At 69.6% G+C, this 22,712-nt stretch carries 24 protein-coding genes; 15 read left to right on the plus strand and 9 right to left on the minus strand.

All coding sequences use genetic code 11. The features are described from left to right. The first annotated feature begins 14 nt into the window (after positions 1–14). The 6 genes from kdsA (at position 15) to DFR41_RS12345 (ending at position 4,546) form a co-directional block, all read left to right on the plus strand. Positions 15–872: a 3-deoxy-8-phosphooctulonate synthase gene (kdsA, locus tag DFR41_RS12320; protein WP_114802901.1), complete on the plus strand. Its 858-nt coding sequence runs from the start codon at positions 15–17 to the stop codon at positions 870–872. 24 nt (positions 873–896) lie between these two features. Next, positions 897–1,187 (plus strand): DUF1330 domain-containing protein, encoded by a 291-nt coding sequence (locus DFR41_RS12325; RefSeq protein WP_017761639.1) that lies wholly within the window; start codon positions 897–899, stop codon positions 1,185–1,187. Positions 1,188–1,235: 48 nt separating this feature from the next. Next, positions 1,236–2,522 carry a phosphopyruvate hydratase gene (gene eno / locus DFR41_RS12330; RefSeq protein ID WP_017761638.1) on the plus strand — a complete coding sequence of 429 codons (1,287 nt, stop codon included), beginning with the start codon at positions 1,236–1,238 and terminating at the stop codon, positions 2,520–2,522. A 65-nt stretch (positions 2,523–2,587) separates the two neighbouring features. Then, entirely contained in the window at positions 2,588–2,866 is a 279-nt protein-coding gene (locus DFR41_RS12335; RefSeq protein WP_017761637.1) for a septum formation initiator family protein, read from the plus strand. 35 nt (positions 2,867–2,901) lie between these two features. Further along, complete coding sequence (locus tag DFR41_RS12340) at positions 2,902–3,546, plus strand: hypothetical protein (protein ID WP_114802902.1); 645 nt, start codon at positions 2,902–2,904, stop codon at positions 3,544–3,546. Positions 3,547–3,553: 7 nt separating this feature from the next. Beyond that, entirely contained in the window at positions 3,554–4,546 is a 993-nt protein-coding gene (locus DFR41_RS12345) for a hypothetical protein (protein WP_244917730.1), read from the plus strand. Between the two features lie 21 nt (positions 4,547–4,567). Here DFR41_RS12345 and DFR41_RS12350 read toward each other — a convergent pair whose 3' ends face one another. From DFR41_RS12350 to DFR41_RS12365, 4 genes are all read right to left on the minus strand, one after another. Next, positions 4,568–6,019, minus strand: a complete 1,452-nt coding sequence (locus tag DFR41_RS12350) for a phospholipase D-like domain-containing protein (RefSeq protein WP_147284344.1) — start codon at positions 6,017–6,019, stop codon at positions 4,568–4,570. A gap of 200 nt (positions 6,020–6,219) precedes the next feature. Continuing rightward, complete coding sequence (locus DFR41_RS12355) at positions 6,220–6,579, minus strand: hypothetical protein (RefSeq protein WP_017761633.1); 360 nt, start codon at positions 6,577–6,579, stop codon at positions 6,220–6,222. Between the two features lie 188 nt (positions 6,580–6,767). Continuing rightward, complete coding sequence (hslO, locus tag DFR41_RS12360; protein ID WP_114802905.1) at positions 6,768–7,754, minus strand: Hsp33 family molecular chaperone HslO; 987 nt, start codon at positions 7,752–7,754, stop codon at positions 6,768–6,770. A gap of 45 nt (positions 7,755–7,799) precedes the next feature. Then, the gene (locus tag DFR41_RS12365; RefSeq protein ID WP_114802906.1) at positions 7,800–8,324 is read right to left on the minus strand and encodes a gamma carbonic anhydrase family protein; all 525 of its coding nucleotides are present in this window, start codon (positions 8,322–8,324) and stop codon (positions 7,800–7,802) included. A 69-nt stretch (positions 8,325–8,393) separates the two neighbouring features. Here DFR41_RS12365 and DFR41_RS12370 point away from each other — a divergent pair, with 69 nt between their 5' ends. After that, positions 8,394–9,215: a ferritin-like domain-containing protein gene (locus tag DFR41_RS12370; RefSeq protein ID WP_114802907.1), complete on the plus strand. Its 822-nt coding sequence runs from the start codon at positions 8,394–8,396 to the stop codon at positions 9,213–9,215. Between the two features lie 66 nt (positions 9,216–9,281). Here DFR41_RS12370 and DFR41_RS12375 read toward each other — a convergent pair whose 3' ends face one another. The 3 genes from DFR41_RS12375 to DFR41_RS12385 all read right to left on the minus strand — a co-directional run bounded on the left by DFR41_RS12375 (position 9,282) and on the right by DFR41_RS12385 (position 12,326). Beyond that, on the minus strand, positions 9,282–10,286 hold the full coding sequence (locus tag DFR41_RS12375; protein WP_114802908.1) for a Bug family tripartite tricarboxylate transporter substrate binding protein: 1,005 nt from the start codon (positions 10,284–10,286) through the stop codon (positions 9,282–9,284). A 59-nt stretch (positions 10,287–10,345) separates the two neighbouring features. Next, the gene (xerD, locus tag DFR41_RS12380) at positions 10,346–11,269 is read right to left on the minus strand and encodes a site-specific tyrosine recombinase XerD (protein WP_017758526.1); all 924 of its coding nucleotides are present in this window, start codon (positions 11,267–11,269) and stop codon (positions 10,346–10,348) included. A gap of 79 nt (positions 11,270–11,348) precedes the next feature. Beyond that, the gene (locus DFR41_RS12385) at positions 11,349–12,326 is read right to left on the minus strand and encodes a tripartite tricarboxylate transporter substrate binding protein BugE (protein ID WP_114802909.1); all 978 of its coding nucleotides are present in this window, start codon (positions 12,324–12,326) and stop codon (positions 11,349–11,351) included. 123 nt (positions 12,327–12,449) lie between these two features. Between DFR41_RS12385 and DFR41_RS12390 the strand changes: the two genes are divergently transcribed. Continuing rightward, a complete protein-coding gene (locus tag DFR41_RS12390) occupies positions 12,450–13,355 on the plus strand; it encodes an AEC family transporter (RefSeq protein ID WP_017759388.1) in 906 nt (301 codons plus the stop codon). A gap of 9 nt (positions 13,356–13,364) precedes the next feature. On the opposite strand, the gene queG is transcribed toward DFR41_RS12390, so the two are convergent. Beyond that, positions 13,365–14,417: a tRNA epoxyqueuosine(34) reductase QueG gene (gene queG / locus DFR41_RS12395; RefSeq protein ID WP_043114320.1), complete on the minus strand. Its 1,053-nt coding sequence runs from the start codon at positions 14,415–14,417 to the stop codon at positions 13,365–13,367. A gap of 12 nt (positions 14,418–14,429) precedes the next feature. Here queG and tsaE point away from each other — a divergent pair, with 12 nt between their 5' ends. The 3 genes from tsaE to DFR41_RS12410 all read left to right on the plus strand — a co-directional run bounded on the left by tsaE (position 14,430) and on the right by DFR41_RS12410 (position 16,919). Further along, a complete protein-coding gene (gene tsaE / locus DFR41_RS12400) occupies positions 14,430–14,957 on the plus strand; it encodes a tRNA (adenosine(37)-N6)-threonylcarbamoyltransferase complex ATPase subunit type 1 TsaE (protein WP_017759386.1) in 528 nt (175 codons plus the stop codon). A 131-nt stretch (positions 14,958–15,088) separates the two neighbouring features. Next, positions 15,089–16,507, plus strand: a complete 1,419-nt coding sequence (locus DFR41_RS12405) for an N-acetylmuramoyl-L-alanine amidase (RefSeq protein WP_244917745.1) — start codon at positions 15,089–15,091, stop codon at positions 16,505–16,507. Positions 16,508–16,649: 142 nt separating this feature from the next. After that, positions 16,650–16,919, plus strand: a complete 270-nt coding sequence (locus DFR41_RS12410; protein ID WP_017761537.1) for a glycine zipper domain-containing protein — start codon at positions 16,650–16,652, stop codon at positions 16,917–16,919. A gap of 67 nt (positions 16,920–16,986) precedes the next feature. Here DFR41_RS12410 and DFR41_RS12415 read toward each other — a convergent pair whose 3' ends face one another. Further along, on the minus strand, positions 16,987–17,649 hold the full coding sequence (locus tag DFR41_RS12415) for a DedA family protein (RefSeq protein WP_017761536.1): 663 nt from the start codon (positions 17,647–17,649) through the stop codon (positions 16,987–16,989). Between the two features lie 49 nt (positions 17,650–17,698). Between DFR41_RS12415 and mutL the strand changes: the two genes are divergently transcribed. From mutL to DFR41_RS12435, 4 genes are all read left to right on the plus strand, one after another. Next, positions 17,699–19,633: a DNA mismatch repair endonuclease MutL gene (gene mutL, locus DFR41_RS12420; RefSeq protein ID WP_114802911.1), complete on the plus strand. Its 1,935-nt coding sequence runs from the start codon at positions 17,699–17,701 to the stop codon at positions 19,631–19,633. Between the two features lie 221 nt (positions 19,634–19,854). Continuing rightward, entirely contained in the window at positions 19,855–20,814 is a 960-nt protein-coding gene (locus DFR41_RS12425; protein WP_114802912.1) for an alpha/beta hydrolase, read from the plus strand. 163 nt (positions 20,815–20,977) lie between these two features. After that, on the plus strand, positions 20,978–21,967 hold the full coding sequence (miaA, locus tag DFR41_RS12430; protein ID WP_114803110.1) for a tRNA (adenosine(37)-N6)-dimethylallyltransferase MiaA: 990 nt from the start codon (positions 20,978–20,980) through the stop codon (positions 21,965–21,967). A gap of 62 nt (positions 21,968–22,029) precedes the next feature. Continuing rightward, positions 22,030–22,692: an ABC transporter ATP-binding protein gene (locus DFR41_RS12435; RefSeq protein WP_043117412.1), complete on the plus strand. Its 663-nt coding sequence runs from the start codon at positions 22,030–22,032 to the stop codon at positions 22,690–22,692. Positions 22,693–22,712: the final 20 nt, after the last annotated feature.

Raw genomic sequence — 22,712 nt, forward strand, 5'->3', positions numbered from 1 at the left:
GCCAAGGAGCAAGCATGAAACTGTGTGGCTTCGACGTCGGGCTCCAGCAGCCCTTCTTCCTGATCGCCGGGCCCTGCGTAGTCGAGTCCGAGCAACTGCAGATGGACACGGCCGGCCAGCTGAAGGAAATCACCAGCGCGCTGGGTATTCCCTTCATCTTCAAGAGCAGCTTCGACAAGGCCAACCGCTCCTCGGGCACCAGCTTTCGCGGCCCCGGTCGCGAGAAGGGCCTGGCCATCCTGGCCAAGCTGAAGCAGGAACTGGGCGTGCCGGTGCTGACCGACGTGCATTCCGAAGAGGACATCGCCGAGGCCGCCCAGGTGGTCGATGTGCTGCAGACGCCCGCCTTCCTGTGCCGCCAGACCGATTTCATCCGCGCCGCCGCCCAGTCGGGCAAGCCGGTGAACATCAAGAAGGGCCAGTTCCTCGCGCCGCACGACATGAAGAACGTGATCGACAAGGCGCGCGCGGCCGCCCGCGAGAAGGGCCTGCCGGACGACAACTTCCTGGCCTGCGAGCGCGGCGCGAGCTTCGGCTACAACAACCTGGTCAGCGACATGCGCAGCCTGGCGATCATGCGCGAGACCGGCGCGCCTGTGGTGTTCGACGCCACGCACTCGGTGCAGTTGCCGGGCGGCCAGGGCACCAGCTCCGGCGGACAGCGCGAGTTCGTGCCGGTGCTTTCGCGCGCGGCGGTGGCCGTGGGCGTGGCAGGCCTGTTCATGGAGACGCACCCCGACCCCAAGAACGCGCTGTCCGACGGGCCCAACGCCGTGCCGCTCAAGCACATGAAGGCGCTGCTCGAGACGCTGGTCGAACTCGACCGCATCACCAAGAAGAACGGCTTTCTGGAAGACCACTTCCAGGCCTGAACGCATTCCAGGAGACCTGCATCCATGCCCAGCGGCTACGTCATCGCCCACGTCGAAGTCACCAACCCGACGCAGTACGAGGAATACAAGAAGTGGTCCTCCGCTGCGATGCAGGCGCACGGCGCCGAGGTCTGCGTGCGCGGCGGCCAGGTCGAGCCGCTCGAAGGCACCTGGCAGCCCACGCGCGTGGTGCTGCTGAAGTTCGCCAGCTTCGAGCAGGCCAAGACCTTCTACGAGACGCCCGAATACATGAAGGCCCGCGAGGCCCGTGCCGGCGCCGCGATCATGAACATGATCGCCGTCGAAGGCGTCTGAGCGCGGCGCGCCCGCCTGAACCGATTTCAAAAAACCGGAGAACCCTGAATGAGTGCCATCGTTGACATCGTCGGCCGCGAGATCCTCGACAGCCGCGGCAATCCCACCGTGGAATGCGACGTGCTGCTGGAAAGCGGCACCATGGGCCGTGCGGCCGTGCCCTCGGGCGCCAGCACCGGCAGCCGCGAAGCCATCGAGCTGCGCGACGGCGACAAGGGTCGCTACCTGGGCAAGGGCGTGCTCAAGGCCGTGGAGCACGTCAACACCGAGATCAGCGAAGCCGTGCTGGGCCTGGACGCCTCCGAGCAGGCCTTCCTGGACAAGACCCTGATCGACCTGGACGGCACCGAGAACAAGAGCCGCCTGGGCGCCAACGCCATGCTGGCCGTGTCGATGGCCGTCGCGCGCGCTGCGGCCGAAGAGTCCGGCCTGCCCCTGTACCGTTACTTCGGCGGCATGGGCGGCATGAGCCTGCCGGTGCCGATGATGAACGTCATCAACGGCGGCGCGCATGCCAACAACAGCCTGGACCTGCAGGAGTTCATGATCATCCCGGTGGGCGCACCCAGCTTCCGCGAAGCGCTGCGCTACGGTGCCGAGGTGTTCCACGCCCTCAAGAAGATCATCGACAGCCGCGGCATGCCCACGGCCGTGGGCGACGAAGGCGGCTTTGCTCCCAGCGTCGAGAACCACGAAGCCGCGATCCAGCTGATTCTGGAAGCCATCGACAAGGCCGGCTACACCGCCGGCGAGCAGATCGCCCTGGGCCTGGACTGCGCCGCCAGCGAGTTCTACAAGGACGGCAAGTACGTGCTCGAAGGCGAAGGCGGCCTGCAGCTGGAAGCCGCAAGCTGGACCGACATGCTGGCCACCTGGTGCGACAAGTACCCGATCATCTCGATCGAGGACGGCATGCACGAAGGCGACTGGGCCGGCTGGAAGCTGCTGACCGAGCGACTGGGCAAGAAGGTGCAGCTGGTGGGCGACGACCTGTTCGTCACCAACACCAAGATCCTGAAGCAGGGCATCGACCAGGGCATCGCCAACTCGATCCTGATCAAGATCAACCAGATCGGCACGCTGACCGAGACCTTCGCGGCCATCGAGATGGCCAAGCGCGCCGGCTACACCGCCGTGATCTCGCACCGCTCCGGCGAGACCGAAGACAGCACCATCGCCGACATCGCCGTGGGCCTGAACGCCGGCCAGATCAAGACCGGCTCGCTGTCGCGCTCGGACCGCATGGCCAAGTACAACCAGCTGCTGCGCATCGAGGAAGACCTGGGCGACGTCGCGAGCTACCCCGGCCGCGCCGCGTTCTACAACCTGCGTTGATGCGCCGGTCTTCCAGTTCGGGCGTGGTGTGGGCCACGGTGCCGGTGCGGATCGGCTGAGCGGCGATGCGCACGCGCCTCGTCATCCCGGCCATCCTGCTGTGCCTGCTCGGCCTGCTGCAGCTCCAGCTGTGGACAGGCCGCGGCAGCCTGCCCGACGTGGCCAAGCTGCGCAAGAACCTGGAAGACCAGAAAACCGCCAACCTCCGCGCCCAGCACACCAACGAGCGGCTCGAGTCCGAGGTCAACGACCTCAAGGAGGGCATCGAGATGGCCGAGGAGCGCGCGCGGCAGGAGCTGGGCATGGTCAAGCCCAACGAGATCCTGGTGCAGATCGCGCGCTAGGACGGCGCGTCAAGAATGCGCGCGCTGCCGCTCCCATGACACCGCGCCTCGGCACCGCCAGCGTGATCGCCGTCTGGGGTGCGCCGACGGCAGACCGGGAGCAACTGGTCGACGCACTGGCCCGCCGCTTCGTGCAGCGGGGCATCAGGGCCATCGCGTTGGTCGGCATGGCACCGACCGACGCACTCGAATGCCCGCCGGCTCCCACCGATGCGCTTGCGCAGGCCCAGGCCTGGCGCACGCGGATCGATCAAGCGCGCCATGACGCACTCGTCGTGGCGGCCGGCAGTCCCATCGCCCTGCTCGCCCAAAGGGGCGTCCCGGTCGAAAGCTGGCCCCCCTCGCTGGTCGCGGCCGAGCGCGGCCATGCCTTCACGCTGCTGCTGCCCCCACAGGACGCGGCAGGCAACGGCGAGCAGGATCTCGACGCCCGCTTGCGGGCAGGGTTCGCGGCAGTGGGCCTGCCCTGCGCCATCATCCACGGCCGCGACGCCGCCCAACACCTGTCCCGCGCCTGGTCGGCACTGCAGGCAGGCCTGGAGGCGCGGGAAGAGGCGCCGGCCACCCCGCGCCACCTGCGCGCGCCGGCGTGGAACTGCGAGCGCTGTTCCGACCCTGACTGCGAGCATCGCCTCTTCACCGACCTGATCGCTGCCCGGCAGACACTGACCGCGGGCTGACCCACTCATGCACCTCCGGACATCCGCCCCCTTCCCCATCCGCCGCGCGCTCGCCGCCTGTGCCGCACTGATCGCACTCGCGGCGGGAATGCCGCCCGCCGCCCAGGCCGCGGCCGCCACCGTGACGGTCGAGAACCAGACGAAGCCGACGCGATGCGCCGAGGAAGACAACGTCTCGCTGCTGCTGCGTGGCGGCGTCAAGCGTTTCACCGTCGAGGCGCTGCAGCCCGGCTACATCGACCGCATCGCGCAGGACACCACCGCCCCCGACTTCTCCGGCTGCAACTTCGACGGCGGCGATCATCCGACCGACCCCAAGCACCGTTTCGAGCCGCGCACCGTCACCTTGCACGAGGACGCCGAGTGGCGCATCGTGGGCATGACGCTGCCGGTGTTCTGGCGGCCGCAGCAGGTGCCCGTGGAAGTGGACGGCACGCGCGACCGCGGCTTCCACATGATCCAGGTCTACCGCCGGATCGACGGCCAGATGAAGGAAGCGCTGGTCATGTACCCCTCGGACGGCTACTGGCGCATCAAGCCGCTGCCGCTGGCCCGCTTCGGGGACGGCGTCTACGGCTCCTCGATGCTGCTGGGCCCGGTGCGCCAGGAGGGCCGGCCGGTGGTCAACATCCGGGACATCCGCATCCGCACACAGCCCGACATCCGCTTCGACCTGCGATTCGCCGGTGGGGGCGCTGCACGCATCCGCCTTGCCGAGGTCAGCCGCGAGCGCACGGCGCTGGACGTGCGCTTCTCGCGGCCGGTCCGCGGCATGCAGCCCTTCTCGGTGCTGCGGTCGATGTATGTGGCGGCAGACAACGCCGACATGAGCGAGGTCCGCTGGCACGGCAGCGGCGACGCCGGTGCGGTGGCGCACATGCAGCCGCTGCCGGATTTCGAGCGCGCCCCGGGGGTGGGGGAGGTGCGCTTCGGCCGCAGCGAGCCCTCGCGGCACAACACCAGCGCCCCGGACATCCGCTACAGCGCATTCGAACGCTGAGCACGGCCTCGGCCCGCGCCCTCACAGTACGTCTTCGGGCAGCAATTTCAGCAGGAGCCAGTCGCGCACGCGGTCGATGACGTTGGCACCGGGCTCTTCGTCGAGCACGGCCTCGCTGCCGTCCGTGTGGTGCTCGATCCACTGGACGTCGTCGACGTCCTTGCGAAGGCGCAGTTCGTAGGCGCCCAGTTCGCGCACCGGCATCAGCGCGCCGAACTGCTCGATCAAGGCGGGGCTCTCGATGATGACGCCCACCTCGGTATTGAGGCGGGCGGAGCGCCCATCGAGGTTCATCGAGCCGATGAAGACGCGCTCGCGGTCCACCAGCATGATCTTGGCGTGCAGCCGCGCGCTGGAATGCCGGAATTCGCCGAACCGGCGTTCCTTGGGCACCAGCCGAGAGCCGAGTTCGTAGATCTTCACGCCGGCCTTGAGCATGGCGAGCCGGTAGCGGGCATAGCCGGAATACACCAGGGTCTCGTCCGTGGCGTCCAGGGAATTGGTGAAGACCAGCACCTGGACGCCCCTGGCGGCCTGCTCCCGCAACAGCGCCAGGCCGGCCTGGCCCGGGACGAAGTACGGCGACACCATCAGCACCTCCCGCCGCGCGCCATAGAGCATGGCGATGGTTCGCTGGCTCACGCTGTCGGCAAAGCTGGCTTCGGGGTCGTCGTAGGTGATCTTCTCGGGCACGTCCGACACCACGCGTCCGTCGCCTTCGGTCAGGAGCAGCCGGCCCGCGGCCAGCTGCACGCTCACGGGTGGATGCCCGAGCACATCGGTGGCCGCCTCGGGCAGCAGGTCGCGCCGGTCCTCGCAACGTTCGGCCAGCACGCGGCGGGTGCGGTCGTCGTCGGGCGGCAATGCCATCAGGCTGCCGATGGGCCTCACCTGGCGGCTGTTCCAGAAGTCGTCGAAGCTGTTCGACAGCGCCGGTACCACCGGCCCCGCGGCGAGCAGGTCCATGTCGACGAAGTTGGCCTGGTCGCTGCGCATGAAGTATTCGTCGGCGATGTTGCGACCGCCCGTGATGGCCACGCTGTTGTCGGCCACGAGCAGCTTGTTGTGCATGCGGCGATTGACGCGCCGCAGATCGCCCAGGGACAGGGCCACGCGCCAGGCCAAAGGACCGCTGCGCACGGCCAGCGGATTGAACAGGCGCAGTTCGAAATTCGGTTGGGAGGCCAGGGCAGCGAAGAGCTGGTCCTTGCCGGGGGTGTACAGGTCGTCGACCAGCAGGCGCACACGCACGCCGCGACGCGATGCATCGAGCAGTTCACTCAGGAAAAGCAGGCCTGTCGCGTCGTCCTGGAGGATGTAGTACTGCGCATCGAGGGTCTTGCGCGCAGCCCGGATCAGTGCGATCCGCGCGTTGAGGGCCGTGGGCCCCTCGGGCATCAGTAGGAAGCCGGAATGGCCGCGCGGCACTGCGTTCGCCGTGAGGCTGGCCACTGCGATGCGAGCCAGGGGCATGGGTTCGACGTCCGTCGCCGCGAAGGACGGTGCCGCGGCGACGGGCGCTTCCGGCAGACTGGCACAGGCCGTCAGCAACGCGACCAGTCCGAGCCCCAGGCATCGAACCAGCCACACCACCCACGGACCGTGCGACACGCCGGCATGTGCGCCACGCGCCGCACGGCCGGCATGCGCCTGTGCCACTCAGCAGCGGCCGATCACTTCTTCGGTTCGCCGGCTTCGTTGGGAGCCGGAATGGCGCCAGCCTTGTTCGCGGCAGCCACTTCCTTGCGCTTCTTGGCGCGCTCAGCCTTGCGGGACTCGTGCGTGCCCGAGATGGCCTTGGTCTGCTTCTCGGGAGCCGTGGCCTCACCACCAGTGGGAGCGGTGCCGCTCTTTTCAGCAGCGGTCATCTCGGCCTTGCGCTTCTCGCGTGCAGCGGCACGCTCGGCCTTGGTCGTCTTCTTGGCGGCGGGCGTCGGCGGTTCCTTGGTCGGGTCGTCAGCCATGGCGGGGCTGGCGGCCAGAAGCGCGACGGCCAGAGCTGCAGTTGCCGCAAAGAGGTTCTTGGTGTTCATATCGTCCTCGAGATAGTTGAATGAAGCCGACCGTAAACGGCCGACACCCCATCGTGAAACCGGCTTACAAAAGCGTCAAGGGTTGTGACACAAGGAATCTGCGCCTCTCCCCCCATTGGATATGCCTCTGTGGCGCGGACGACACTCCGCGGGAGCCGCAGCTAAGCAAAAAGGACAAAGCTGAACGATTACTGAACGATTGAGCTGCCCGGCACCTGTCCCGGCGGCCCTGCAAAGATCTGGGCCGTGTCGACGGCATCGAAGCGGTATTGCTGACCGCAGAAGTCGCATCCCACCTCGATGCGGCCCTGCTCGGCCAGGATGTCGTCGGCCTCCTCGCGTCCCAGGCTGCGGATCATGCTGGCGACGCGGTCGCGGCTGCAGGTGCATGCAAAGCGCGGGCCAAGCATGCCGTCGCGCGGCGCGAAGCGCAGCAACCGCTCCTCCCAGAACAGGCGCCGCAGGATGGTCTCGATGTCCAGCGACAGCAGTTCGGCCCGCGTGAGGCTGCTGGCCAGCGTCGAGATGCGGTTGTAGTCCTCGTTGCGGCCGATCTCGTCCTCGTCCCGCGCGGTGGCACTGCCGGCCAGATTGGCCTCGCCGGCCAACGGCAGGCGCTGGATCAGCAGGCCCGCGGCCACCTGCTCGTCGGCGGCCAGCACCAGCGTGGTGTCGAGCTGCTCGCTCTGCAGCATGTAGTGCTGCAGCACGTCCGACAGCTTGCCCAGGCGCTCGCCACGGTCGCCAAACAGGGGCACCACGCCCTGGTAGGGCTGCTGGCCCGGCAGGCGCTCCTTGGGATCGAGAGTGATGGCACAGCGGCCCTTGTTGCCCACATTCACCAGGTCGGCCAGGCCGGCGGTGGCCGACACCCCGCCCACCACGCTGGCCGTGGCACGCAGGCTCAGGTCGGGCTGGGCCTCGGCCACGGCCACCTTGACCGGCCCGTCGCCGAAGATCTGGAGGATCAAGGAGCCCTTGAACTTGATGTTGGCCTGCATCAGCGTGGCTGCGGCGGTCATCTCGCCCAGTAGTTCGGCCACGGGCGGTGCATAGGCGCCCGTCTGGGTGTTGGCGGCGCGGCGGGCAAGGATCTCCTGCCAGGCGCCGTCCAGGCGCACGATCATGCCGCGCACCGGCAGGCCGTCGAAGAGGAAGGTGTGTAGTTCGCTCAAGGTTGCTTTCCTCGGCCGACGGGCCGGCGCACTGCGCCGAAGGGGTCAGCCGATCTTTTTGAGGCCCTTCGCGAAGCGATGGGCGTTTTCCACATAGTGCTGCGCGCTCTGGCGCAGCTTGGCGGCGGCGGCATCGTCCAGGGTACGCACCACCTTGGCCGGCGAGCCGATGATCAGCGAGTTGTCCGGGAACTCCTTGCCTTCGGTCACCACGCTGCCGGCGCCGACGATGGAGTTGCGGCCGATGCGGGCGTTGTTCAAGACCACCGCCTGGATGCCGATCAGCGAGCCGTCGCCGATGGTGCAGCCATGCAGCATGACCTGGTGGCCGACGGTGACGTTCTCGCCGATGGTCAGGGGGCAGCCGACGTCGGCATGGAGCATCGACAGATCCTGCACATTACTGTTGCGGCCGATGGCGATGTGCTCGGTGTCGCCCCGCACGACGGCGCCGAACCAGACGCTGGCGTTCTCGGCCAGGCTCACATTGCCCATCACCTCGGCGCTGTCGGCCACCCATGCGCCTTCGGCGAGTTGGGGGGCGGTGCCATCGAGTTCGTAGAGGGCCATGCTTGTCGTCTCCTGGTGTCGTGGGGTGCGTGCGCGGGCAGGCCGCGGGCGAAAAATAGAATTGTAGGGATGCACCCCCGGCTGCGCGCGCTGCAGGCGCTTGTCCTTCCCGATCCCGCCCAGAAGGTGGCGGCCACCCGCGCGCTGGCGATCGACTGCGCGCCGAGGCCGCCTGAGGACGCCTGCTGGACGGAGCCGATCCGGCTGCCGGGCGACGATGCCGACGTGCCCGGCCGTCCCGAACGACCCGTGCGCGTGGGGGCCAAGGACGTGCCCACCCGCTCGCCCTTCACCGAAGAGGGCCGCGCCGCGCTGGTGCATGCCATCTGCCATATCGAGTTCAACGCCATCAACCTGGCGCTCGACGCGCTGTGGCGCTTCGACGGCATGCCGGCCGACTACTACCGCGACTGGCTGCGGGTGGCGGACGAGGAGGCCTTTCATTTCACGCTGATCCACGACCACCTGCAGTCCATGGGCTGGCGCTACGGCGACTTTCCCGGCCACGACGGCCTCTGGACGATGTGCGAGAAGACGGCCGACGACGTGGTCGCCCGCATGGCCCTGGTGCCCCGCACGCTGGAAGCCCGGGGGCTGGACGCGACGCCCCTCATCCAGGCCAAGCTGGCGCGTGTGGGCACGCCCGATGCGCACGCTGCCATGGCCATCCTCGACATCATCCTGCGCGACGAGATCGGCCATGTGGCGGTGGGCAACCGCTGGTACCGGTGGTTGTGCGAGCGGGAGGGCCTGGAGCCGCTGATCCACTACCGCCACCTGTACCGCGCGCATCAGGCGCCGCGGCTGAAGCCCCCCTTCAACATGGACGCACGCTCGCGGGCAGGCTTCACTGAAGACGAACTGCAGGGGCTGGCGGCGGACGCGACATAGGCGCCAGCGACGCCGGCCGCCCGTGGGGCAGGCCTCGCCGGCCCCGAAGACGCAGTCCCACGGAGATCAATCGGCTTTGATGCCCGCCGCGCGGATGATCCGGCCGTTGTTCTCGTATTCGGCCGCGATCTCCTTGGCGAAGGCCGCGGGGCTTCCGCCGGTCGGCACGTTGTCGGTGGTGGTCAGGCGCGAACGCATCTGCGGCGATTGCAGCGCCGTGTTGATCTCCGCGTTGAAGCGAGCCTGCAAGGGTTGCGGCAGCCCGGCCGGGGCGAACACGCCGAACTGCGAGGACAGATTGGCGTCCTTGAAACCCAGCTCGGCCAGGGTCGGCACGTTGGGCAGGCTCTCCAGCCGCGCGGGCGCACCGACGGCCAGGGGCCGCAGCTTGCCGGCCTTTACCTGGATGGCGACCGCCGGCCCGGCGTTCGTGGACAGCACTTCGAACTGGCCGGACAGCGCATCGGTCATCTGCTGGCCGCCGCCCTTGTAGGGCACATGGGTGATGTCGACCTTGGCGCTGGCCCGCAGTTGCTCCAGCATCACGTGACCGAGTGAAGCAGGCCCGGACGTTGCCCAACGCACCGCGCCGGGCTGCGCCTTCGCCTTGGCGAGCAGGGCGCGCATGTCGGCGCTGCCCTCGGCCGAGGTGGCCAGCAGCACCACCGGCGAGTACATGACGCTGGCGACCGGCAACAGGTCGCGCAGCGGGTCGTAAGGCAGCTTGCCCAGGTGGGGACTCAGCACGAGCGGGCTGATGGCCGAGAAGCCCAGGGTCGCGCCGTCCGGTGCCGCCTTGGCGATGGCCTCCATGGCGATGGTGCCGCTGGCGCCGGCCTTGTTGTCGACGACGAAGGTGCTGCCGGTCTGCGCCGCCAGCCGCTCGGCCAGGGTCCGCGCCACCACGTCGGCCACGCCGCCGGGCGGATAGGCCACGACCAGGCGCACGGTCTTGGGCAGATCCTGGGCAAAAGCCGGCAAGCCCGCGGCAGCGAGGGCCGCGCCACAGGCGACGAGAACAGCGCCGCGACACAGGCGCCGGCGCAGGAATGAATCGGTCGTAGAGATCATGGCCGGATCATGCCAGCGCCCCCTGTCGTCGGCTGCCGCAGGCGGCCAGCCGCCCGGCTTCAGCCACGCGGATGGTGCCGCGCATGCAGCTGGCGCAGGCGTTCCCGCGCCACATGGGTGTAGATCGTGGTGGTGGAGATGTCGGCATGCCCAAGCAGCAGTTGCACCGCACGCAGGTCGGCGCCGTGGTTGAGCAGGTGCGTGGCAAAGGCATGGCGCAGCGTGTGTGGCGACAGCGGCACACGCACGCCCGCCGCCTCGGCGTGCTTCTTGACGATCACCCAGAACATGGCCCGCGTCATGCCGGCACCACGTGCAGTGACGAACAGGTCGCCGCTCTGCTGGCCGCCCAGGATGGCCGAACGGGCCTCGGCCAGGTAGCGGCCAATCCAGCGCTCCGCCTCCTGCCCGAAAGGCACGAGGCGCTCCTTGCTGCCTTTGCCCATCACCCGCAGCACGCCCTCCTGCAGGCCGAGGTCGACCAGGCGCAGGCCCACCAGCTCGCTCACGCGAAGGCCGCTGGCGTACATCAGTTCCAGCATCGCGCGGTCCCGCAGACCGAGCGGCGTGGCGACGTCGGGCGCCCCCAGCAGCGCCTCCACCTGCGCCTCGCTGAGCGTCTTGGGCACGCGCGCGGGCTGGCGCGCGGGCAGCAGGCGCAGGGTGGGATCGGCCACGATGCGGTGCTCGCGCAGCGCCCAGCGGAAGTAGCGCTTGAACACCGTCAACCGGCGGTTGGCCGAGGTGGCCTTGCCGCGCTGCGCGAGACGCTCGCCCATGTAGGCCTGCAGATCGGTCTCTCGCGCCGCTGGCAGGGCCACGCCGCGGGGCGCGAGCCACTGCGCCAGCAACGAGAGGTCGCGTCGGTAGGCGGCCAGCGTATTGCGCGACAGGCCCTCCTCCAGCCACAGCGCGTCGATGAAGTCGTCGATGTCGGCGGGCGATGGCGTGGCGGCGGTGGAGGCCGGAGGGGTCATGGACATGCAAAAAAACAGGGAGCCGCCCGAGGGCGGCTCCAAGAACGCCGTGCCCGCAGCGGCAGGCAGGGCAAGAACAGAACGCTCAGTCGAGCTTGAGATTCTGCTTCTTCACCACGTCCTTGTAGACCGCGAACTCGGCCTTGATCTGCGCGGCGAACTGCTCGGGCGTGTTGGCCACGATGATCGAGCCGGTGTCTTCGATGCGCTTGCGCACGGCCGGGTCTTCCAGGGCCTTACGGGTGCCGGCGCTGATCTTGTCGACGACATCCTTCGGCAGGCCCTTGGGGCCGAGGATGCCGTAGTACGCCATGCGGTTCACCGGCTCCAGGCCCACTTCCTTGAAGGTGGGCACGTTGGGCAGGTCCTTCAGGCGCTGCGGCGCAGCCACCACGATGGGCACCAGCTTGCCGGCTTTGATGAAGGGCAACGCCGAGGGCAGGTTGTCGAAGATCATCGGCACCTGGCCGCCCACGGTGTCGTTCAGGGCCGGGCCAGCACCGCGGTAGGGGATGTGCGTGACGAAAGTGCCGGTCATGCTCTTGTACAGCTCCATCAGCAGGTGGCCGATGCCGCCGGTGCCGGACGAGCTGTACGAATACTTGCCGGGGTTCTTCTTGAGCTCGGCCACGAAGCTCGCGTAGTCCTTGGCCGGGAAGCTGGGATGCACCGCGATCACATTGGGCGTGGCGGCGATGTTGATGATGGGCGTGAAATCGTTGATCGGGTCGTACGGCGTCTTGGGGTTGATCGCCGGATTGGCGGCCGTGCTGGACACGGTGGCCACGCCCAGCTTGTAGCCGTCCGGGGTGGCGCGTGCGGTCTCGGACGCGCCCACCACGCCACCGCCGCCGGCCTTGTTGGTGACCACGACCGGCTGGCCCAGGACCTTGCCCAAGGGGTCGGCGATGACCCGGCCCACGATGTCGGTGGTGCCGCCGGGTGCGAAGGGCACCTGCAGCTCGATCGGCTTGTCGGGGTAGCCCTGCGCCCAGGCAGCGGGGGCAGCCAGCGCACCCAGCAGGGCGGCAGCGGCGATGACGTTCCAGTGGCGACGTTGCATCGGATTGACTCCAGGTTCGTTTCTTGAAAGGGCGGATTCGCTTCCCGCGTGCGGCGCATCCTAGCGGCAGCCCTGCGCCGGACCTTGAGGGATACCTATAAGTGCGCGGTTTATGCTCGGCCGGTGAATTACGCGCAGCTGCTGTTTCCGGACTTCTCCCTCATCGCCTGCGGCTGGCTGCTGTGCCGCTACACCGCCCTGGACCGCCGGGTGTGGGACCAGGTCGAGAGCCTGGTGTATTACTTTCTCTTTCCTGTCCTGCTCTTCCACTCGATCGTGAAGAGCCCCATCGACTTCGGCTCCGCCACGCACCTGCTGGCCGCCGGGCTGGGTGTGGGGCTGGCCGGCATCGCGCTCGCCTATGCGCTGCCCCACCTGCCCTGGCTGGGACGGCACATCGACCGGCGCGAGCACGCGGCCAGCGCCCAGGTGGCCTTCCGCTTCAACTCCTTCATCTGCCTGGCCGTGGCCGAGCGCCTGGCCGGCGCCGAGGGGCTGCTTGTGATCGCGGTGCTGATCGGCGTGTGCGTGCCGCTGATGAACGTGGCGGCGGTGTGGCCGATGGCGCGGCATGCCAACAGCGGCTTCCTGCGGCAGCTGGCACGCAATCCGCTCATCATCGCGACGGCCAGCGGACTGGTGATCAACCTGCTGGGTATGCAGGTGCCCCACTGGATGCAGCCGACGCTCGGCCGGCTGGGCGCCGCCTCGCTGGCGCTGGGCCTGCTGGCGGCGGGCGCGGGCATGCAGTTCGGTGCCCTCAACCGCGGCAAGGCGCTGGGCGTCGCGGTGCTGTCGATCCGGCATCTGGTGCTGCCGCTGGTGGCCTGGTGCCTGTGCCGGCTTCTGGGGCTGCACGGGGCGCAGGCGGCAGTGCTGATGGCCTTCTCGGCCGTGCCCACCGCATCGAGCGCCTACGTGCTCGCAGCGCGCATGGGCTACAACGGCGCGTACGTCGCGGCGCTGGTGACGCTCTCGACCCTGCTGGGGATCGTCAGCCTGCCCTTCGCGCTCAGCCTGCCGCGCTGAGCGCCCGCCTCAGGCGGACTCGGCGGTGCGCGCCTGCGCCAGCGCCCAGTCGATGTGCTCGCGCAGCAGGGGCGTGGCGGTGTCGCGCCGCGACGTCAGCGCCACTGCGGCCGACGCATCGCCCCGGCGCAATGCATTGCCCAGCGCGACGGCGATGTTGCGCAACCAGCGCTCATGGCCGATGCGGCGGATGGGGCTGCCTTCGGTGCGACGCAGGAACTCGTCCTCAGTCCAGGTGAAGAGCTGCGCCAGCGTGACGCCCGTCAGGCCCTCGCGCGGATCGAAGTCGGGCAGCGCGCTGCGCTGCGCGAACTTGTTCCATGGGCAGGCGAGCTGGCAGTCGTCGCACCCGTAGATGCGGTTGGCCATCGCAGGACGCAGCGCCTCCGGGATGACTCCCGCGTGCTCGATGGTCAGATAGGAAATGCAGCGCCGCGCATCCAGCCGGTGCGGCCCGAGGATGGCGCCGGTCGGGCAGGCATCGATGCACGCCGTGCAGCGGCCGCAGTGCGCCGCCACCGGCTCGGTCGGCGGCAGGGCGAGGTCGACGTAGATCTCGCCCAGGAAGAACATGGAGCCCGCCTCGCGGCTGAGCACCAGCGTGTGCTTGCCCCGCCAACCCTGGCCGCTGCGACTGGCCAGCTCGGCCTCCAGCACGGGCGCGGAATCGGTGAACACACGGTGGCCGAAAGGCCCGATCTCGGCGGCCAGCCGGTCGGCCAGCTTCTGCAGGCGGGCCCGCAGCACCTTGTGGTAGTCCCGCCCCCGGGCATAGAGCGACACGATGGCCTCGCCGGGCCGCTCCAGCCGCGACCATTCGACGGCCTGCCAGTCCTCGGGCGTCTGGCGCGGCAGGTAGTCCATGCGGGCGGTGATCACGCTCAGGGTGCCCGGCACCAGCTCGGCCGGCCGGGCGCGACGCATGCCATGCGCCGCCATATACCCCATCTCGCCATGGAAGCCCTGGGCCAGCCATTCCGCCAGGCCGGGCTCTGCGTCGGACAGGTCGATGCCCGCGATGCCGATTTGGGAGAATCCGAGCTCCCCGGCCCACGCACGAATCCGAGCCACGAGTTGAGCATCGACCGCAGTCACCGTCCGATTGTAGAAATCGCCTCCCGCACGCTGCATTGGCAGGGCGAGGAGGACACCGCACGCTTCGCCCAATCGCTGGCGCAGGCCATGCAGGCCCGGCCCGCGCTGGGCCAGGCGTTCATCGCGCTGCACGGCGACCTGGGTGCCGGCAAGACCACCTTCGTGCGCCACCTGCTGCGCGCGCTCGGCGTCCAGGGCCGCATCAAGAGCCCCACGTATGCCGTGGTGGAGCCGCACACGACGCCAAACGGCCGGCCGGTCTACCACTTCGACTTCTACCGCTTCAGCGACCCACGCGAATGGGAAGACGCCGGATTCCGGGACCTTTTTGCCGGCCCCGGACTCAAGCTGGCCGAGTGGCCCGGCCAGGCCGCCGGCTACCTGCCCACCGAGGACCTCGCCATCCACATCGAAGCCATGACCCCAGACGCCGACGACATGCGCCGCGTGCAGTTGCGCGCCTTCACCCCCAACGGCCAGGCCCTGCTGGCGGCTGTTGCGCCATGAGCCGTCGCCGCACGCCATCCCACCCTCCCGCCGGCGCTGCCGCCGAGGCTGCGCCCCTGACCCACGCCCTGCTCCCCGTGCAGCCCGAGCGCCGGCGCTGGCTGCAGCAGGCCGGCAGCCTGGTGCTGCTGATGGGCGCGGCCGAGATCGCGCACGGCGCCTCCATCGTGGCCGTGCGCGTGTGGCCGGCCGCCGACTACACGCGCATCACCATCGAGTCCGACGCGCGGCTGCAGTCGCAGCAGCTCGTGGTGGGCGACCCGCCGCGCCTGGCGGTGGACATCGAGGGCATCACGCTCAACCCAGCCCTGCGCGACCTGGTCGGCAAGGTCAAAGCCGACGATCCCTACATCGCCGGGCTGCGGGTGGGCCAGAACACGCCCACCATGGTGCGCATCGTGTTCGACCTCAAGCAGACGGTGCGGCCGCAGGTGTTCTCGCTGGCGCCCGTGGCGGCCTACAAGCACCGTCTGGTGCTCGACCTGTACCCACAGGAAGCGCTCGACCCGCTCGAATCGCTGATCGCCGAGCGCCTGCGCGACACCCATACCGGCGCATCACCTGCCGCCCCGCTGCCGCCTGCGCCCCCTGCCGTGGCGGTGGCGCCGCCGGTGGTCCAGGCCCCGCCCCCCGTGCCGGCACGGCCCGTCCCGGCCACCGATCCGTTAGGGGACCTGATCGCGCAGAAGGCCGTCCGTCCGCCCCCCCCTGCGCCGCCCACGCCCGTGGCGCCGGCGGCGCCCCCGGTGCTGGCCGAGGCGCCGCGCCCGGCGCCTGCGCGGCCACAACGGCCCGAGCCCAACGTGGCCACCTCCACCCGCACCGATCGCATCATCATCGTGGCGCTCGATCCCGGACACGGCGGCGAAGACCCTGGCGCCATCGGCCCCAACGGCACGCGCGAGAAGGACATCGTGCTGCAGGTGGCCCGGCGCCTGCGTGACCGCATCAATGGCAGCACCCTGGGCGGCAACCCGATGCGCGCCTTCATGACCCGCGACGACGACTTCTTCGTGCCGCTGAACGTGCGGGTGCAAAAAGCGCGGCGGGTGCAGGCCGACCTGTTCATCAGCATCCATGCGGACGCCTTCACCACGCCAGCGGCGCGCGGCGCCAGCGTGTTCGCGCTCAGCCAGAACGGTGCCTCCAGCAGTGCCGCCCGCTGGATGGCCAACAAGGAGAACCAGTCCGACCAGGTGGGCGGCATCAGCATCGGCGAGCACGAGATACAGGTGCAGCGCGCGCTGTTCGACATGAGCACCACCGCGCAGATCAAGGACAGCCTGAAGCTCGGCGGCGCCATGCTGGGCGAATTCCGCCGCATCGGCGCCCGGCTGCACAAGGGCGACGTCGAGCAGGCCGGCTTCGCCGTGCTCAAGGCGCCCGATATTCCGAGTGTGCTGGTGGAGACGGCCTTCATCAGCAATCCGGAAGAAGAAGCCAAGCTGCGCAGCGTGGCCTATCAGGAGGAGATGGCGGACGCGCTGTTGAAGGGCATCCACCGCTATTTCGGCCAGAACCCGCCTCTGGCGCGCAGCCGCGCGCTGTAATGCGGCGGCCTTCGCGCAGCGCGCACGGCGTCTCTCAGAGCGGGACCGCCGCGACGCACAGCGGCCGGCGGACCGCTCCTACAGGCGCGAAAAGACCGACGAGCACACCATCTGGCCATCACATTCCAGAAAGGTGGACACCATGTTGAAGACTCGCACTTGGATTTCTGCCGCCGCGATCGGTGCGGCGGCCTTGATGGCCGGCTGCGCCGCGGGCCCCAATCAGCAGTTGGGTGCCGGCGTTGGCGCACTGGGCGGCGCCGTCGTGGGCAATGCGATCGGCGGCAACACGGCAGCGACCGTGGGCGGCGCGGCCATTGGCGGTCTGGTCGGCAACGAGATCGGCCGCCAGCGCGACCAGCAGAACTACAACAACCAGTACTACTACCCGGACGGCAGCCGCCGCTATTGAGCGGAACGCCCGCCATCAACAACGGAGGCCGCGAACGCGGCCTCCGTTGTTTTGGCGCTGAGCAGCCTCAGCGCGCCGTTGCGGCCGGCGCGTTCGAGGCCCTCGAACCGCGCCAGGCGCCAAAGATGGCGATGAGGCCGGGCACCAGGATCAGCGCCCAGATGATCTTGTCCAGATGCTCGCGGACGAAGGCCAGGTTGCCGAAGAAGTAGCCTGCCGCGCAGATGCCCACCACCCACAGCACGGCCCCGCCGACGTTGAAGGCCGTGAACTTGGAGCGGCTCATGGCGGCCACGCCCGCCACGAAGGGCGCAAAGGTCCGGATGAAGGGCATGAAGCGCGCCAGCACGATCGTGATGCCGCCGTAGCGCTCGTAGAAGGCATGCGCCTGGTCGAAGGCCTTGCGGTTGAAGAAGCGCGTGTTCTCCCACTGGAAGACACGGGGTCCGATGTGGCGGCCGATGGCGAAATTGCACTGGTCGCCCAGGACGGCCGCGGCCAGGAGCACCGGGATGGCGATCCCGAGGTTCATCAGCCCCGCGCCGCAGAGCGCACCGACGATGAACAGCAGCGAATCGCCCGGCAGGAAGGGCATGACCACCACGCCGGTCTCCACGAAGACGATGAGGAAGAGCAGCACATAGACCCAGGTGCCATAGGCGGCGACGAAGGCCTCCAGGTGCTTGTCCACGTGGAGGATGAAGTCAATCAGGAAGGCGACGATGTCCATGGCGCGGCATTATCCGGGCCGCCTGTTGACGGATTCTTAAAATCCCGCCGTGAGCGCCCTCCTTTCCTCCTCCTCCACGAGCCGACGGCCCATCCGGGACCTGCCGGACGAACTCATCAGCCAGATTGCCGCCGGCGAGGTGGTGGAGCGGCCCGCCTCGGTCGTGCGCGAACTGGTGGACAACGCCCTGGACGCCGGCGCAAACCAGATCACCGTGCGGCTGGCCGCCGGCGGTGTCCGACTGATCGCCGTCGAGGACGATGGCGGCGGCATCCCGCGCGACGAGCTGCCGCTGGCGCTGCGCCGCCATGCGACCAGCAAGATCGCCAGCCTGGCCGAACTCGAGTCGGTCGGCACCATGGGCTTTCGCGGCGAAGCGCTGGCCTCGATCGCCTCCATCGCCGAGCTGAGCCTGCTGTCGCGCCACGGTGGGGCGGACAGCGCCTGGCAACTGGACGCCCGCACGGGCGAGCTGCGTCCAGCGGCCCGCAGCCAGGGCACGACGGTGGAAGTGCGCGAGCTGTTCTTCGCCACGCCGGCGCGCCGCAAGTTCCTCAAGACCGATGCCACCGAACTGGCGCACTGCATCGAGGCGGTGCGCCGCCATGCGCTAGCGCGTCCGGACGTGGGCTTCGCGATCTGGCACGAAGGCCGGCTGGTCGAGCAGTGGCGCATCGCCGACACGCCCGCCCAGCGCCTGTCGGATGTCTTCGGCGAGGACTTCATCGGCCAGAGCGTGCAGGTCGACCATGACGAGGGCGCCCTGCACGTTCGTGGCCATGCCGGCGTGCCGGATGCGGCCCGCAGCCGCGGCGACCAGCAGTTCTTCTACGTCAACGGCCGCTTCGTGCGCGACAAGGTGCTGCTGCACGCGGTGCGTGCCGCCTACGAGGACGTGCTGCATGGCCAGCGCCAGCCGGTGTTCGTGCTGCACCTGCAGATCGATCCGACGCGCGTGGACGTCAACGTGCATCCCACCAAGATCGAGGTGCGATTTCGCGATGGCCGCGAAGTGCACAGCGCCGTGCGCCATGCCATCGAGAACGCCCTGGCGGCGCCGCGCGCCGCCGGCGCGGCAAGCACGGACGACAGCGGCACCGGCCGGCCCGCCCCCCTGCTGCGAGGCTACGACGCGCCGGCTGCGGCGCCGGCATGGCGGCAGTCCGGCATTCCGTTCGCGGCCGAGCGGGGCGCCGGGGATTGGGCGGCCATGTGGCCCACCGCGCCTGCGGCACCGTCTGCAGCGGCGGCACCGGGGTCGGGGCGCGAAACGTCCCCTGCTCTCACGGCCGGCTTGGGCGACGCCCCACTCCAGCCCCCCTGGACGGCCGGCGGCGCGGCGGCTGGCGCCCTGCGCCCCTCCTCCACCCCACCGGAGGTCGTAGCCACGGCTGCCAGCGACTGGCCGCTGGGCCGTGCGCTGGCGCAACTGCAGGGCATCTACATCCTGGCCGAGAACACCCAGGGCCTGGTCATCGTCGACATGCACGCTGCGCACGAGCGGATCGTCTACGAGCGCCTGAAGACCCAGCTCGACGGCCATGCGATCGCCAGCCAGCCGCTGCTGATTCCCGCCACCTTCGCGGCCACGCCGGAAGAGGTGGCCACGGTCGAGACCTGCTCGGAGGTGCTCGGCGCCCTGGGCCTGGAGGTCTCGCCCTTCTCGCCCCGCACCCTCGCGGTGCGTGCCGTGCCGGCGTCCCTGGCCGACGGCGATCCGGTGGCCCTGGCCCGCAGCGTGCTGGCCGAGCTGGCCCAGCACGAAGCCACCACCGTCATCCAGCGCGCCCAGCATGAACTGCTCGCCACCATGGCCTGCCACGGCGCCGTGCGGGCCAACCGGCGCCTCACGCTGGACGAAATGAACGGACTTCTGCGCCAGATGGAAGCCACCGAGCGCTCCGACCAGTGCAACCACGGGCGCCCCACATGGCGGCAGCTGAGCGTGCGCGATCTGGACGGACTGTTCCTGCGCGGGCGCTGAGACGGCAGGGCGGGAACGCGCCGCAACAGGAGCTCGCGCAGGCAACGTCCTACGTGGCGGTGGCACTGGGGTTTACACCGTCGTCAGAAAGGCGGGCACGGCCGTTGCATGCGGGCAAGGGTGTGCAAGGCCTGTAACGGGCCGTCACCCACACGGTGCTCAGGGGCCGTAGTTGCAAATCCCTGTGAACTTCGACCCGCCATCCGGTCTCTGTTTGCCCAATGAAACGTTGGTCCCTCATCGCGTCGGCCCTGTCCCTCACCGTCCTGGTCGGTGCCGGATGCTCCACGCTCGACGCCCAACAACGCGAATGGATCTTCCAGCCCAGCGACCTGAGCTGGGGCAACACCGCGGAGATGACGGTGGGCATGGACGACGTGTGGATCGACTACCGCACCCCCGACGGCGAAGACGTGCGCCTGCACGGCTTGTGGCTGGGCGATGCGCCGATGTCGCGCGACACGCCCGTGATGCTGTACCTGCACGGCGCGCGCTACAACGTTTCCGGCTCGGCGCCGCGCATTCGCCGCATGCACGAGCTCGGCTTCTCGGTGCTGGCCATCGACTACCGGGGCTTCGGCAAGAGCACCAAGACGCTGCCTTCCGAGGAATCCGCCCGCGAAGACGCGCGCGCCGCCTGGAAATGGCTGGCCGCCAAGTACCCCAAGCAACGCCGCTACATCTTCGGTCACTCGCTGGGCGGCGCCATCGGCATCGACCTGGCCGCCGATGTGCGCGACGAATCCGGCACCATCGTCGAAGGCACGTTCACCTCGATCTCGGACGTGGTGAGCAGCTTCAAATGGGGCTGGCTGCCCTTCAAGCCCTTCATCACCCAGCGCTTCGAGTCGCTGGCGAAGGTCAAGTCCATCGGCTCGCCGTTGCTGGTAGTGCATGGCTCGAACGACACCCTGATCAATCCCACCCTGGGCCGCAAGCTCTACGAGGCGGCCACGGGCCAGAAGATGTTCGTGCTGGTGGAAGGTGGCTCCCACCACAGCACCAACTCCGTCGGCGAGGCGCAGTACCGCGCCGCCCTGGCCCAGTTGTTCCAGATGAAGGAACGCGCACTTGGCGCCCCCGCTCTCGCCACTGGCGAGCCGGCGGCGGGCCTCAGCCGCCCGGCGGGTGGCGCCGCCGTGCCGCAGGCGGTGAAGCCGCCCCAGCCGCTGGGCACCTGAGCGCGGCCTTGGCCCCCGTCGCTGCGGCGGGCGCCGGGCGATTTGCTACCCTCGGCAGGATGCCTGCGTGCTTCCCGGCTTCCTGCTCTCCCCCCTCGCCCGACCTTGCCCCGCGCGGCAGACGTTCATCGCGCCCGGCGCCCGTGCCGAGCGGCCCCTGCACATGACCGCGCACCTGCGCTACATCGCCCTGGCAGGCCCGACCGCCAGCGGCAAGACTGCCGCCGCGCTGGCCGTGGCGGCTGCGCTGCCGACGCCGGTGGAAGTGGTCAGCGTCGACTCGGCCCTGGTCTACCGTGGCATGGACATCGGCACCGCCAAGCCCACGCCGGACGAGCGCGCGGCCGTGCCGCACCACCTGATCGATATCCTCGACCCGGCCGAGCGCTACAGCGCCGCCGCCTTCGTGGCCGACGCCCAGCGGCTGATCGGCCAGATCCGCCAGCGCGGCGCCCTCCCCCTGCTGGTCGGTGGAACGATGCTGTACTTCAAGGCGCTGTTCGACGGGCTGGACGCGATGCCGGCCGCCGACCCGGAACTGCGCCGGCGCATTGACGCCGAGGCCGCCGAGCACGGCTGGCCGGCCATGCATGCCCGTCTGGCGAACGTCGACCCGGACACCGCCGCCCGCCTGGCGCCTGCCGACAGCCAGCGCATCCAGCGGGCGCTGGAGGTCTGGATGAGCAGCGGCCGCCCCCTCTCCGCCTTCCATCGCCGCGAGGGCGAGCATCCGGCCCCTGATACGCTGGCGAGCGGCGAGGCCCTGCTCCTCTCGCTGGAGACCGAAGACAGGGCCTGGCTTCACGCGCGCATCGCGCAACGCTTCGACGCCATGCTGGCCGGTGGCTTCCTCGACGAAGTCGGGCGCCTGCGCCAGCGCGGCGACCTGGACCCGGCCCTGCCCTCGATCCGCTGCGTCGGCTATCGGCAGGCGTGGGAGATGCTCGACGCCACCCAAGGCCGTCTCCCCACGCGCGCCGAACTGGCCGAGTTGCGCGAGCGGGGCGTGGCCGCAACCCGCCAGTTGGCAAAACGCCAGATCACCTGGTTGCGCAGCATGCGCCGTCGCGAAGTGATCGCCTGTGACGCGACGGCCGCGGCCGACCAGATCGTGGCGCGGGTCCGGCAAGCGCTCGCGAAGGACGGGGCATGAACCGCCGCCCCCAGCCAGAAGCGGCGCCCGACGGGCGCGCGACGGAAACGGCCTCGCGCGCCGTGCCCCTCCGTATCGAGGGACTCGGCAAGTTCTATGGCCAGGGCGCGGACGCACGACCGGTGTTCCGCCACCTGGACCTGACGGTCGCGCCGGGCGAGTTCGTGGCCATCGTGGGCGAGTCGGGTGTCGGCAAGTCGACGCTGTTGAACTGCATGGCCGGCCTCGACCACTGGGACGAGGGGCGCGTGCTGCATGGCCCGCGGGACCTCGGCACCATGGGCGCCGAGCAGCGCGCGCTGTGGCGTCGCGCGCATGTCGGCTTCGTCTTCCAGGCCTTCCATGTGCTGCCCCACCTCGATGTCGCCCAGAACGTGGGGCTGCCCCTGATGCTGCTGGGCCGCAAGCAGGAGATGGCGCAGCGCGTCGCGCGGATGCTCGAGGCGGTCGGCCTGCAGGGCCTGGGCCAGCGGCTGCCGCAGGCGCTGTCGGGCGGTCAGTTGCAACGCGTGGCCATTGCCCGGGCGCTGGTCCATCGCCCGGGCCTGCTGCTGGCGGACGAACCCACCGGCAACCTGGACCCGGCAACGGCCGGGAAAGTGATGGACCTGCTGCTGTCCGAATCGCGGGCCCACGGCGCCAGCCTGGTCCTGGTCACCCATTCCGACGCTGCCGCCGCGCGGGCCGACCGCCGGCTGCACCTGCGCACCGACGGCTTCCGCTGAACGCCGCGGAAGCGGGGCGC

Origin of the sequence: Pseudacidovorax intermedius (assembly GCF_003350475.1) — a bacterium.
GTDB classification, from domain to species: Bacteria; Pseudomonadota; Gammaproteobacteria; order Burkholderiales; family Burkholderiaceae_C; genus Xenophilus; species Xenophilus intermedius.